At 57.7% G+C, this 13,340-nt stretch carries 10 protein-coding genes and 2 pseudogenes; 11 read left to right on the top strand and 1 reads right to left on the bottom strand.

What is annotated here, in order from left to right:
- Positions 1 to 5 precede the first annotated feature (5 nt).
- The 9 genes and pseudogenes from AAYR33_04860 (at position 6) to AAYR33_04820 (ending at position 10,491) form a co-directional block, all read left to right on the top strand.
- On the top strand, positions 6 to 1,046 hold the full coding sequence (locus AAYR33_04860) for a glycosyltransferase (GenBank protein XAO72390.1): 1,041 nt from the start codon (positions 6 to 8) through the stop codon (positions 1,044 to 1,046).
- On the top strand, positions 1,047 to 2,786 hold the full coding sequence (gene asnB / locus AAYR33_04855; protein XAO72220.1) for an asparagine synthase (glutamine-hydrolyzing): 1,740 nt from the start codon (positions 1,047 to 1,049) through the stop codon (positions 2,784 to 2,786).
- Between the two features lie 16 nt (positions 2,787 to 2,802).
- Entirely contained in the window at positions 2,803 to 4,122 is a 1,320-nt protein-coding gene (locus AAYR33_04850; protein XAO72219.1) for a dihydroorotase, read from the top strand.
- A 186-nt stretch (positions 4,123 to 4,308) separates the two neighbouring features.
- Positions 4,309 to 4,539: a hypothetical protein gene (locus tag AAYR33_04845; protein XAO72218.1), complete on the top strand. Its 231-nt coding sequence runs from the start codon at positions 4,309 to 4,311 to the stop codon at positions 4,537 to 4,539.
- A gap of 143 nt (positions 4,540 to 4,682) precedes the next feature.
- Positions 4,683 to 5,372, top strand: a complete 690-nt coding sequence (locus AAYR33_04840; protein ID XAO72217.1) for a tetratricopeptide repeat protein — start codon at positions 4,683 to 4,685, stop codon at positions 5,370 to 5,372.
- A 52-nt stretch (positions 5,373 to 5,424) separates the two neighbouring features.
- Positions 5,425 to 6,756 (top strand): PQQ-binding-like beta-propeller repeat protein, encoded by a 1,332-nt coding sequence (locus AAYR33_04835; protein XAO72216.1) that lies wholly within the window; start codon positions 5,425 to 5,427, stop codon positions 6,754 to 6,756.
- Positions 6,757 to 6,761: 5 nt separating this feature from the next.
- Entirely contained in the window at positions 6,762 to 8,171 is a 1,410-nt protein-coding gene (gene der / locus AAYR33_04830) for a ribosome biogenesis GTPase Der (protein ID XAO72215.1), read from the top strand.
- 182 nt (positions 8,172 to 8,353) lie between these two features.
- Positions 8,354 to 9,116 (top strand): annotated as a pseudogene (locus tag AAYR33_04825) (dienelactone hydrolase family protein).
- Positions 9,106 to 10,491, top strand: a complete 1,386-nt coding sequence (locus AAYR33_04820; protein ID XAO72214.1) for an MFS transporter — start codon at positions 9,106 to 9,108, stop codon at positions 10,489 to 10,491. The pseudogene AAYR33_04825 and the gene AAYR33_04820 overlap by 11 nt, the downstream one beginning before the upstream one ends.
- A 28-nt stretch (positions 10,492 to 10,519) precedes the next feature.
- On the opposite strand, the gene ubiA is transcribed toward AAYR33_04820, so the two are convergent.
- Positions 10,520 to 11,404, bottom strand: coding sequence for a 4-hydroxybenzoate octaprenyltransferase (ubiA, locus tag AAYR33_04815; protein ID XAO72389.1), 885 nt, complete (start codon positions 11,402 to 11,404; stop codon positions 10,520 to 10,522).
- A gap of 204 nt (positions 11,405 to 11,608) precedes the next feature.
- On the opposite strand from ubiA, the pseudogene AAYR33_04810 reads away from it, so the two are divergent.
- A pseudogene (locus tag AAYR33_04810) lies at positions 11,609 to 11,779 on the top strand (RsmE family RNA methyltransferase).
- 64 nt (positions 11,780 to 11,843) lie between these two features.
- A complete protein-coding gene (locus AAYR33_04805) occupies positions 11,844 to 13,226 on the top strand; it encodes a glutamate--cysteine ligase (protein XAO72213.1) in 1,383 nt (460 codons plus the stop codon).
- Positions 13,227 to 13,340: the final 114 nt, after the last annotated feature.

Genomic DNA, 13,340 nt, shown 5'->3' with positions numbered 1-13,340 from the left:
TTGTTATGATATCGCCACCCTTACCGCGTATCGCGCACATTGTGGCCGGCGCCGCGAGAGGTGGCGCTGAGTTGTTTTTTGAGCGCCTTTCCGTGGCCCAGCATCGTCAGGGTTACCCGGTCAGGGCCTTTATTCGCCCGGATGCCGCGCGCGCGGCACGGCTTGAGGCGGGGCATGTCGCTATCACGCAACTCCGCTTCCACCGTCATCTGACCTTTCTGACGCGGCAGCACCTCAAAAAAGGCCTGACGACATATCGGCCAGACATCGCGGTCGCCTGGATGAACCGCGCTGCAAGGGCGACACCGCGCGGCCCGTGGGTGCTGGTCGGGCGGCTGGGCGGCTATTATGATCTCAAAAATTACCGCCATTGCGACGCGCTTATCGGCAATACGCGCGGGCTTGTGACATGGATGACGCAGAAAGGCTGGCCGCAAGACAAGGTCTTCTATCTGCCCAATTTCACGAGGGATTTCAGCAATGTCACCCCGCAGCGGCCGAATTTCATCCCGGCCAACGCGCCTTTTCTGCTCGCGATGGGTCGCCTTCATCCCAACAAGGGCTTCGATGTCCTGATCCGCGCGCTGCAGAATGTCCCGCGCGCCCATCTCGTCATTGCCGGTGAGGGCCCGGCTCGCGATGCGCTTCAGGAAGTGGCGCGGCAATGCGGTGTGACGTCCCGCGTGCATCTGCCGGGCTGGCTCTCCGACACGGGTCCTTTCCTACGTGCGTGCGATATTTTCATTTGCTCCTCCCGACTTGAACCTTTGGGCAATATTGTGATTGAGGCCATGTCCGCCGGTCGGCCCGTTATTGCAGGCAACATACAGGGCCCGGCGGAAATTCTGCGCGGGACGGAGGACGGATTATTGGCGGAAAGTGAAAACCTACATGACTTTTCGTTAAAGATAAATTATTTATTAGATGATCCGGATAAAGCACATGCGCTTGCTGAAAAGGGGCGACGGCGTTATGAGCGGGAATTCTCAGCGCCGACCGTCCTTGCGCAATGGAACCGGTTTTTTCAGCAAATGAGGTCCCGTTAAATGTGCGGTATTGCAGGTTTCCTCGCCAGGCCGGGGACGAAAATTGACATCGACGCCCTTGATCGGATGGAGCGCGCAATCCTGCATCGCGGCCCGGACGGGCGCGGCGCATTTGAGGCGCGCGGGGTCGGGCTGCGACATACGCGGCTTTCCATCATTGATCTTGAAGGCGGCGCGCAGCCTCTTATCCATGATCGCCTGGCGCTGGTCGCGAATGCTGAGATCTATAATGATCCTTCATTACGGAAGGACCTGTCACAAATTGCCTTCCAGACGGGGAGCGATTGTGAAGCCCCCCTTTATCTGTGGCCGTGGCTTGGCGCGCATTATGTTGATGCGCTGCGGGGCATGTATGCCATTGCCTTTGTGGATCAGGGGGATGAGGTGGATCGCGCCGCTTTATCGCGCGACCCTTTCGGGATCAGACCCCTCTATTATGTCGAGACGCCGCAGGGCATCGCTTTCGCGTCTGAGTCGCAGGCCCTGATTGCCGAGGGGTATGCAGCCGCGTCATGCCGCCCGGAAGCTGTCACCGAACTTTTGCAGACGCAGTTTGTCGCCGGGTCCGAAACGATTTTTCCCGGGATCAAAAGGGCGCGGCCGGGTGAGACTTTGTTGGTCGAAAATGGCGCGATTACGTCCCGGCAATTCAGGCCCGCCATTGAGGGCGATATTGATCGCGGCATGACGGAGGAAGCCGCGATCAAGGCGCTTGATAAAATATTGCTGGACTCGGTTGCCGTGCATCAGCGCGCGGATGTGCCCAGCGGGCTCTTCCTCTCCGGCGGCATCGACAGTGCCGCCATTCTCGCCGCGATGGTAAGGCTTGATTCACGCCGGCCCGTCGCCTGGACAGCGCGCTTTGATACGGGCCCGGTGGATGAAGCCGCGGCCGCGCGCCGCATGGCGACCGCTTGCGGCGCGGCGCACGAGGTTGTGACGATTACTGAGCGGATGTTCTGGGAGGATCTGCCTAAAATCGTGGCGTGCATGGATGACCCCGTGGCGGATTACGCCATCATCCCGACCTGGTTCCTCGCCCGCGCGGCGCGGCATGACCTGACGGTGGTCCTCAGCGGGGAAGGCGGGGATGAGCTTTTCGGCGGATATGGACGCTATCGACGCGCCTGCCGCCCCTGGTGGCGTGGCGGGCGGGCGCCGCGCTGTAACGGGATTATGAACGCCGTGGTGCCGAAATGGAAGGACACGTCCTGGAAGACAGACGTTACCGCTGCGCCGGGTGATACGCGCTTCCGTGCCACGCAGCGGCTCGATATCGCGACCTGGTTGCCGGATGATCTGCTGATCAAACTCGATCGCTGCCTGATGGCGCATGGGATGGAAGGCAGGACGCCATTACTGGATGTTGAGCTGGCGCGACTGGCCTGGCGTTTGCCGGACCGCCTCAAGACGCGTCACGGGCAGGGCAAATATCTGTTGCGAAGATGGCTGGACCAGCAATGCAGCCAGGCCAATGCTTTTGCGCCAAAACAGGGTTTCACCGTGCCCGTCGGGGCGTGGATGGCGTCGGAGGCCGCGCGATTGGGGCCACGCCTCCATCAGCAGGAGCCCCTCAAAGCCGCCCTGCCGGGTGTCGACGTCCATGCGATCGTGCAGAAGACGGGCGACAGGAAGGCCCGTAAGGCCGCATGGGTTTTGCTGTTTTATGCGCTATGGCATAGAATACATATAGAGGGCGTCCCTCATGACGGGGATGTTTACGAGGTTCTTGCCAGTTAGGGCTACTGGGGTTTTTATGCATTATGATCTCATTATCCGACATGGAATCTGCGTTTTCGCGTGGGGGGAAGCGTCGGCAGATCTCGGGATAAAAAATGGCAGGATCGAGAGCTTGTCCGTCGCCACGACGGACACGGCGGATCACGTCTTTGACGCAAAAGGGCTGCATGTTCTGCCGGGGATGATTGACGCCCATGTGCATCTTCGTGACCCGGGTGATCCTGAAATTGAGTCTGTTGCGGCCGGCACAAGGGCCGCCGCTTTGGGGGGTATTACGACGGTGCTGGATATGCCCAACACGGCGCCCCCCATCACCTCTTCCGCAGCTTTGGCCGTCAAGCGCAGGACAATCGCGGAGAAGAGCTTTATCGATATGGGTCAATATATCGGTGCCACGCGTGAAAATACCCCTGAACTGGCCAGGTTGGAGCCTGAGCCTGGCGTCTGCGCCGTCAAAGTTTTTGCAGGTTCCTCAACAGGCGATCTGATGATTGAAGATGATGCGGGGATTGAGGCTGTTTTGCGCAGCGGGCATCGCCGTGTGGCGTTTCATTCCGAAGATGAATATCGTTTGCAGGAGAGACGGCCCCAATTTGAAGTCGGGCAGGATTACGTTAATCACATGCATTGGCGTGATTCCGAGACCGCTTTCTGCGGGACACGCCGTATCGTTGCGCTGTCCCGCAAGACCGGGCGTCCGGTGCACATTCTGCATACGTCAACTTCTGAGGAACTCGCTTACCTCAAGGAGCATCGGGACGTTGCGACGGTTGAAGTGCTCGTTAATCATCTGACGCAATATGCGCCTGAATGTTATGAGCGCCTGGGTGGCCTCGCTGTCATGAATCCGCCGATCCGTGACAGGCAGCATCATGATGCGTCGTGGGAAGCTTTGCGGGATGGGCGGGTTGATGTCGTCTCATCCGATCATGCGCCGCATTCTCTCGAGGCGAAATGCCGCCCCTGGCTGCAATGTGCCAGCGGGCTGACCGGTGTACAGACCATCCTCCCCCTCATGCTTGGCCACGTTAATGCTGGGCGGCTGTCACTGTCGCGTTTGACGGATGTCATGTCGTCCGGCCCGGCGCGCGTCTATGGCGTGCCGGATAAAGGCCGCATCGCGGTTGGTTATGACGCGGATTTCTCACTGGTCGATATGCGGAAAAAGCGCACGATCACGAATGACTGGATCGCCACGCCGGTCGGCTGGTCGCCTTTCGATGGTGTCGAGGTGACGGGCTGGCCCAAAGCGACGATTGTGCGCGGCCATATCGTCATGCAGGATGATGAGGTCTGCGAAGGTCCGAAAGGGCGACTCGTGCATTTTCTGCCGTGACAGATTTACGGCTTGCGTTTGTATCAGGGGGAATTATGCGTTCAAAATGGCAGCGGGCCGGCATCATTATTACCTTCGCGGCGGGAGTGAGCGCCTCACCGCTTCATGCGGCCGCAGGCCCTTTCGATAAATGCGGGACGGCGCCGGTAGAACCCGATCTGAAACTCGACACGGTCGCGCATTTCAATGAGGCGGTGGACAAGTTTTCAGAATTACCAGAAAGACGCCCGGAAATATGATGATTGCGTCATCAAACAGGCGCGTACCGCTGAGGAAGCAATCAGCACGGATGCCCGTAAACAGATTGCCGCCATTCATGATCAGGGGATGGCCATTCATAACCGTATTTCCAAGGATTTCGCTGATATGGCGGCGTCCTTTAACAAAGCCTCTGCCAAATTAAAGAAAAGTGGGTGAGAGAGTCATACGATAAGACTTGCTGACGCGTCGCAATTTGACGCACAAGGCGGCAGGTCGGCATATAAGGCGGTTATCGTTACCTTGTTGGTTTGACGGGTGTTTTCTCCATCCGTCATAAGCGCACGCAGGAAAGGGTCAACGTGTCAGAAGAACTTCTTAAGCAGGTCCGATCCGAGATGCGTGCCGAAACGGCCCTCGCCATGGCGAGTCGGCACGCGGCATTGTGTATTTCCGTCCTTCTTCTCGCGGTTGCGGGACTGGGCGTGTGGCAATGGCACCGTCATGCGCTGAAACGCGATGCGGCGCAGGCCTCCGCGATTTTTTACGCCGCTTCCCTGACATTGCTTGAATCCGACTCGGATCAGGATGTCAAAAAAGCGATCGCTGATCTCGCCGCGTTGACGAAGAAGGCACCGGGCCAGATCCACTATGACGCGGCCATTCAGATGGCGAAAGCGCAGATTCAGCAGGGTGACTTTAAAGCCGGGTCCGCGACGCTTCAGCAATTGGCGGATAATACGTCGGCACCTGCCATCTTCCGCGCCTATGCGCGATATGTCCGTCTCAATGCCGCAGCCGCCATGCATGCCATGCCGGAGGCTGAAATCCGCGCCGGTTATGAAGCGCTCGCCCGCGATGGCGGCCCCTGGAAACCCTATGCGGAAGAGGGCCTTCTATCGACAGACATGGTGTCCAATCTGGATGAAAAGCGCCGACCTGAGGCCCGCCAACTCGCCACGGCGCTTGCTGGCAACCCTGAAGTGCCAAACAGTATCCGACAGCGTGCCGCCACCATGTCAACCATCCTGAAAGCGGGCTTCAATGACTGATCACCCCCATCATTCCGCATTGAAATCCTCGAGGCGTGCGTTTTTTGGCGGGTTGACGGCATCGACCGCCCTGCTGTCAGGGTGCGGGCTTTTCCGTGATAAACCGAAACCGCCCATACCGGGCCATCGCGTTGATGTGCTGTCGGGCGGTGCCGGGCTGGTGGTTGATCAGTCGGATCACACGCCCATCAATCTACCGCCTTCTGAAAATATCACCTCATGGGCGCAGGCCCATCGCATCCCCTCTCATGAGGCGGTCAATGCACGGTGGGCCAGTGGCAATCTCGCCTGGTCCCGTTCCATCGGGGCTGGTATTTCGGAACCGGCATTTCTGCATTTTGCCGCACTTGGCCCGAATGGGCGCGGGGCCATTCAGTCTCCGCCCATGATTGACGGGGGGATGATTTACACGCGTGACGCGATCGGCACGGTCCGCGCCTGGACTTGGCCTGGCATGGCGCTTAAGTGGCGCTTCGTCCCGAAAGGCCGGAAATCCTGCTCAACCGATATCGGCGGTGGGCTCGGCATCGCCGATAGTGTGCTCTATATCGTGGATGGGGTCGGGCAGGTCATTGCCCTTGACGCGGCGTCAGGTGTTGAGAAATGGCGCAGCGATATTGGCGTGCCCGGGCGCTCCAGCCCGACCATCATGGATGGCCGCGTGTTTTTCGGCACGATTGATGAGCGTCTTTTCGCGCTTCATGCGCAGACGGGTCGGCAACTCTGGAGCTATCAGGCCACACCTGCTGAAACAGTGATGTTCGGCCAACCCGCCCCGGCGATCGTTAACGGTATTGTCGTTGCGGGTTTCGGCAGTGGTGACCTCGTCGCCTTACGGGCTGAATCGGGCGAGCTGGTATGGAGTGACAGTCTTGGCGGCTCCAACGGGCAAGGCGCGATCCTTGACCTTGCCTGTGTGCGCGGCGCGCCTGTGATCACCCATCAGACAGTCTATGCTGTTAGCCTCTCAAAAGTGCTCGTGGTCATTGACATGCGCTCCGGGCGTCGATTGTGGGAGAGGGAGGTCAGCGGCCAGAACACGCCGCTTATTGTCGATGACTGGCTCTATATTATTTCATCAGATCAGCAGATCGCCTGTCTCGACCGTCAGTCCGGGCGTGTGCGCTGGTCACAGAATTTGCGGCACTTTCAAAACGAGGTGAAAGATAAAGACGCGATTACCTGGTTCGGGCCGATTATGGCGGATGGAAAGCTTGTCTGTGTCTCATCCTTTAAAGATGCGGGCATGGCAGTCGTCGATGCGGGCACGGGCAAGATCCTCTCTGTTTCGAAAACATCCAGCCCGACTCTCATTGAACCCATCATCTGCGACGGAAAGCTTCTTGTACTCTCCGTAGACGGAAATCTGAACGCTTACGGATAAAGATCATGCAATCTGGGCAGACCCCCTGCGTCGTTATTGCGGGGCGACCCAATGTCGGCAAATCAACACTCTTCAATCGCCTTGTAGGACGTCGTCAGGCCATCGTCTCGGACATGCCGGGCGTGACGCGTGACTATAAGGAGGGGGAAGCCCGACTCGGCGGGCGTCTCATCCGTATCGTAGACACGGCAGGGTTGGAGGAAGCCGCGCCAGACACGGTTTTCGGGCGTATGCGCGCTTCATCGGAATCGGCGATCGGTCAGGCGGATCTCATTCTCTTCTGCATCGATGCGCGGGCGGGCGTCACACCGGCGGACCACCATTTCGCGCAATTTCTGTGCCGCCAAAACCGGCCCGTCCTGCTTATTGCCAATAAAGCGGAAGGAAGCGCAGCCCAGACGGAAGTCTACGAATCCTTCGTCTTGGGTCTCGGGACGCCTCTCGCCGTTTCAGCCGAGCATGGGGAGGGGCTCTCCCATCTGATGCGGGAAATTGCGGAGCGGCTGAAGGGCGACGAAAAAGATGCGCCGGATGAAGCCGGTTTGTCGCTGCAAGATACGGACGCCTCGGACGAGGAGGCTGCGGTGCCTATCAGAACCGGCCCGCTGCACTTGGCGATTGTTGGTCGGCCCAATGCGGGCAAATCGACTTTAGTCAATGCCCTCCTCGGTGCCGAAAGAATGATTACCGGACCGGAGCCTGGCCTGACGCGCGATTCGATTACAGTGACATTTCGGGATCAGAAAGGCGAAGTCCAGCTCGTGGACACGGCGGGGATGCGCAAAAAGGCCCGCGTTGAGGAGAAGCTGGAACGTATTTCCGTCTCCGCCAGTCTTGAAGCGCTTAAAATGGCTGAAGTGGTCGTGCTCGTCATCGATGCTCTGCTCGGCGTGCATGAGCAGGATCTACAAATTGCCCGACTGATTGAGCGTGAGGGACGCGCCTGCGTCACCGCCCTTAATAAGTGGGATGCGGTCGCCGATCGTGCCGCAACCATGAAAGCCGTCTCGGACCGTTTGGAAATCTCCTTGGCGCAGATGAAGGGTATTCCCGTCATCACCTTTTCAGCCCTGACAGGTGCGGGGATTGGCAAACTCATGCCCGCCGTGCGTCAGGTCCATGACATATGGAATTGCCGCGTTTCAACCGGCGAACTGAATCGCTGGTTCGAAGGCGCTCTTGAGCGTCACGCCCCCCCTCTGGTCGATGGGCGCAAGCTTAAGCTCCGTTATATGACTCAGGCCAAAGCGCGGCCGCCGACTTTCATCCTTTTCGGCACGCGGGCTGAGCAGGTGCCGGAGGCCTACCGGCGCTACCTCGTCAATGGTTTACGGGAGGCATTTTACCTGCCCGGTGTGCCGATCCGGCTTCAGACACGCGGCACAAAAAATCCTTTTGCTCGAGATACACAATAATCCTCAATATTGTAGGGAAATGACCTATATTTATATCGTCATGATTACGTCATGCATTGTTTCGGCAACAACAACAATGCAACTTAACTGTCGATCACATTATCGATAGGGTGCATCCGCGACTCCTGAATGGATGTATGATCTCCTGACGCCCAGTTAGACACTGTGACAGGAGAATCCACATGCTGATCAAACCATCAGAAGCGGTGGATATCGACACGCCATCAGGTAAAATGCGCACGCATTTATTCCGCCCCGCGCGTGAGGAATGTTATCCCACCATCATTCTTTATTCCAAAATTTACCAGATGACAGCGCCGATTGAGCGCCTGGCCGCGATGATCGCCGGGCATAGCATGATCGTCGCTGTTCCGGAAGTTTATCACGAATATGAGGCCCCGGGTTCCGTCTTGTCATATGACCAGGCGGGGACGGATCGCGGCAATGAGCTGAAATATGAAAAGCCGGTCGCGAAACATGATAGTGATCTGGCAGCGCTGATTTCGGTGCTTCGTGAGGATGCGCAGTGTAATGGGCGTTTCGGCGCGTTCGGTGTTTGTCTCGGGGCACTTATCCTTCCGTGCGGCGCTGAACCCTGCGATTGAGGCTTCTGTCTGCTTTTACGCCACGGATTTACATACGGCGACTCTGGGGGCCGGGCGTTTGGATGATTCGCTCCGGCGTGCTGCCGAGATCAAGGGTGAAATCATGATGGTCTGGGGATTGCATGACCCTCATGTCCCTTATGATGGGCGACGACTCATCCGGGACAAGCTTGAAAAAGCCACGCTGCGTCTCTCCTGGCATGAGGTTGACGGGCAACATGCGTTTCTGCGGGATGGCGCGCCACGCTTCGATGCCACCCTCTTTTTATGGGGGATGAGTCAAAGCGTCGCCCTTTACCAACGACATTTCAGTATGGAGCGGCCGCTTCATGTCGGTTGAGGGCGCGGCGGCGTGTTACGGCCTGCCGCAAGGCGTCCGTTACCGCGCGATGTTCGCCGTCGTCCTCGCAGTCTTCATATCGGTTCTGGATTACGCGATCACAAATGTGGCCCTCCCGACGATCGCCAGAGAGCTTCACGTTACCTCTTCCCAGTTGATCTGGGCAATCAACGTCTATCAGCTTGTGGGCCTGGCCCTATTATTTTCTGTTTCAGCTTTAGGGTCACGGGTCGGGTATGCACGTATATGCTGTATCGGGATCACGCTGTTGCTGGTGGCGTCCACCCTGGTCGCGCTTTCCGGCTCTCTCCTGACATTGACGCTGGCGCGTGCTCTGCAGGGAGCGGGTAGCGCGTGCATCATGGGGGTCAATCTCGCGCTCATACGCTTTATTTATCCTCAGCACACAATCGGGAGGGGGATTGCCCTTAACAGCTTCGCACTTGGGCTTGGCGTGGCTTGCGGCCCGTCAATCGGGTCGGCTGTTCTGGCGCTTGCATCCTGGCAATGGATCTATCTGATCAATTTACCCCTTGACCTGATCGCGCTGACCCTCGCGCTGACGTCCCTCCCTAAGATACCGCTTTCGGAGCAGAAGCTCGACCTCAAGGCGATCGCGCTCAGCGTGCTGGCCTTGACATTGACGGTCATCGAGCTGGATGCGCTCGTCCATGGTGGCGGGATTTCCGCAATGGGCCTCACAGCGCTCGGATTAGTGTGTGGGGTCTTGCTGGTCTGGCGGGAGAAGTTCTCGCAATTTCGGATCGTGCCGACGGATATCCTGCCCATACCGAGGATATTTGTCGCTTTTACCTGCGGCAATCTGGTCTATATCTCCTCCAATCTTTTCGTCGTCGCGCTGCCATTCACGTTGGAGGCCGTGTTTAATCGTTCACCATCAGAGGTGGGGTTGTTGATCACGCCCTGGGCGCTTTCCATCAGCATGATGTCCTTCGTAATTGGTAAATGGACGGACCGTTTACCCGCCGCACAAATATGTGCCTTCGGCCTCTTCCTGATGGGGGCAGCATTCCTCCTGATGTGGCTCCTGCCGGTATCAGTCTCGAATTTCTCCATCGCCTGGCGCGTTGCGATCGGCGGATGTGGGTTCGGGCTGTTTCATCCACCGAATAACCGAGTCCTTATGGTCGTCACGCCGCAAGGGCGGGAGGGCGGCTCCTACGGGCTTGTATCCGTCGAAAGATTGGGAGGGCAGACAATGGGGGCGTTGTGCGTTGCGGCGATCTTCCGCCTGAGTGGTCATGAAACGATCGTATGTTTGCTGGCGGCTTCCATCATCGCCTTTGCGGGGTCAATCATGAGTCTTGGCCGGGAATATCTCATCTCATTGGGAGAGCGCACGCGAAGCGCCTGAGGCCGCGCCCCCGCCCCCGTGCGGGTCGTTAGACGATGCGACCGATCACGAGGGAAGCGGCTAGAGCCAAACCATATAAGACGTTGCTTTTAAATAATTTAAGGCAATGAGGTGGGTCATCAGGGCGCAAGGTGTAAACTTGGAATATCAGGATCACCGTCGAAACTGCGCCGCAGGGCCAGAAGAGCCCCCCAATTTTCGCCTGTAGGACGCTCAACGCAAAGAGAATTGTTGCCAGAACATAACAGACCGTGACGAAAAACTTTGCTTTTCCCCGCCATAAAAGTGAGGTCGATTTGACGCCGATACGGGCATCATCCTCAATATCCTGAAAGCCGTAAATCGTATCAAAGCCGAGCTGCCAGAAAATCGTACCGGCATAAAGGCATAAAGTAGTCATATCGAGCCGCTCGGCCGCAGCGGCATATCCCATCGGAGCCCCGAACCCGAATGTAAATCCCATGACCAATTGGGGCCACCACGTCACGCGCTTTGCTGCAGGGTAAAAAGCCACGAGCAAAAGCGCGATCGGCGCAAGATACCAGCAGAGCACGGGCAATTGCGCCAGCACAGCGCAACCTAGAGCCAGCAGCACAGCCAGAGATAGAAGCGCGTGCCTCACCCGGATCTGCCCGCTGGCGAGAGGCCTCACCGCTGTGCGCGCGACCTGGGCATCAATATCCCGATCCCACAAATCATTTACAACACACCCTGCCGAACGCATGACCAGCGCGCCAAGTGCGAAAAGCAGGATCAGGCGGAGACTGCTCCCATCCATGACAGGGCGCGCCAGAAGGATGCCCCAGAAGCCGGGCAGAAAAAGCAGCCACGTGCCCACCGGGCGATCCAGCCGCGCCAGAAGAAGATATGGACGGACAGGACGCGGAAAATATCGCACCCAACCATGGGTCATGACGTCTGTATGAAATTGAGGGGCTGAATTCACCTTTTGCTCCACCTATATCATCCCTGCCTCTATACAATGTGAACGCCTCGACATCCCCGAGATCGCGCCCATCACGCCGCTTGCATCTTTCCTGTAATCCCGACCGGCGGGCACGCAGGTTTTCGCCGGGTTGGAACGCAGTAACGCGCCCTTCCCAACCCGGATCCCGCCTTCTACGTCTTTCTCGTCGGCCCGGAGGGTGGATTTTCCGAAAGAGAGGTGTCAGAATTGAAAAAACTTAATGATGTTTGCGCCATTTCGCTGGGTAAGACGGTGTTACGCGCAGATACGGCGGCAATAGCGGGTCTTTCCGCATTGTCCATTGTGGCGCAAAATGCCTGAGGGCTTCCTTTTATATGACAACTGAACATTCCATAACCGACCTTGCGGAGTTTTACTGTTAACGATGTCGAACCCTGGTGATCATGACGCAACGCCCATTACGTCCTCCAAGCAACTTTATGAGGTTCTGGCGCGCGGTATAAAGCCGCAATCATCCTGGCGCATCGGCACGGAACATGAAAAATTCGGTTTCGTCCTTCCTGATGCGCAGGATGGCCGTGCGCCCTACGCGCAGCCAGCTTATCGCCCGAAAGGCATTGAGGCGCTTTTTTCAGCCATCAATGCGGATGGCGCGGAATGGACACCGATTGAGGATCGTGGCGCCGTGATCGGCATGAAAGGTCAGGGCGCCTCCCACGGAGCCTCCCTCTCGATTGAACCTGCCGGGCAGTTTGAACTTTCCGGTGCGCCGCTGGAAACGCTGCATGACACCAGGGCCGAGATGCAACATCATTTCGATCTGATTCGCGGCCCCGCCGAGGCGCTGGGTCTCGGTTTTGCGCCTCTCGGATTCCATCCCTTTTTAAAACGGGATGAAATGATGTTTATGCCGAAAAGCCGTTACGCCATCATGCGGCAATATATGCCGAAGGTCGGCACACGCGGCCTCGACATGATGACGCGCACCTGTACCGTCCAGGTTAATCTTGATTTCGGCTCTGAAGAAGACATGGCGCGTAAGATGCGGGTCTCGCTGGCCTTGCAGTCTCTCGCGACCGCGCTTTTCGCCAATTCACCCTTCGTGGAAGGGCGGCCCAATGATTATCTCAGTAATCGCGCCCTCGTCTGGACAGACACGGATAATGTGCGCAGTGGCATGCCCATGGTATTTTTTGATGATCAGTTCGGCTTCGAGAAATATGTCGATTGGATATTAGATATCCCGATGTATTTCATCATGCGTGACGGGAATATTATCGACGTTGCCGGCGCTTCCTTCCGGGAATGGTTGGCAGGGCGCCCTGACTCGCGCCTTGCAGCTTATGCGCCATCTATCGGGGATTTTGAGGATCATATCACCACAGCGTTTCCGGACGTGCGCCTGAAGCAGTTTCTGGAGATGCGCGGCGCCGATGCTGGCACGCCGGAAATGATGCTGGCCCAATCCGCTTTATGGGCCGGGCTGCTTTATAGTCCCGATATTTTACGGGAGGCGGAGAAACTGGTCCGCCAGCATGATTGGAGCACTTATGCGGAGCTTCGGGCAGCTGTGCCGAAAAGCGCGATGAATGCGGCTTTTCCCGGCGGCTTGCGCAACCTTGCCCGCAACGTGCTCTCCATGGCTGAAGCCGGGTTGAAGGCCCGTCAATTCGGGGAAGAGATGTATCTTCAGCCTTTGATGGAGATCGCTGATGGCGGCCCAACCCAGGCTGAGAAATGGCTGGCGCGCTATCACGGCCTATGGGCGGGCGATGTGCGGCGGATTTTTAACGAGGCGCGTGTCTGAGGGGGCAGCGTTGCGCGGCGTGAGGGAGAGAGTGACGATGGTGAAAGCAAAATTCTTCGCATTGACCGCTTTAGTGAGCGGTCTCATAATTCCGAATGCCTGGGCTGACGCGGG

This window comes from Acetobacteraceae bacterium (genome assembly GCA_039613835.1).
GTDB lineage: Bacteria > Pseudomonadota > Alphaproteobacteria > Acetobacterales > Acetobacteraceae > Sorlinia.
Note: the sequence above shows the minus strand (reverse complement) of the source record. Positions and strands in the feature narration are given on the sequence as shown.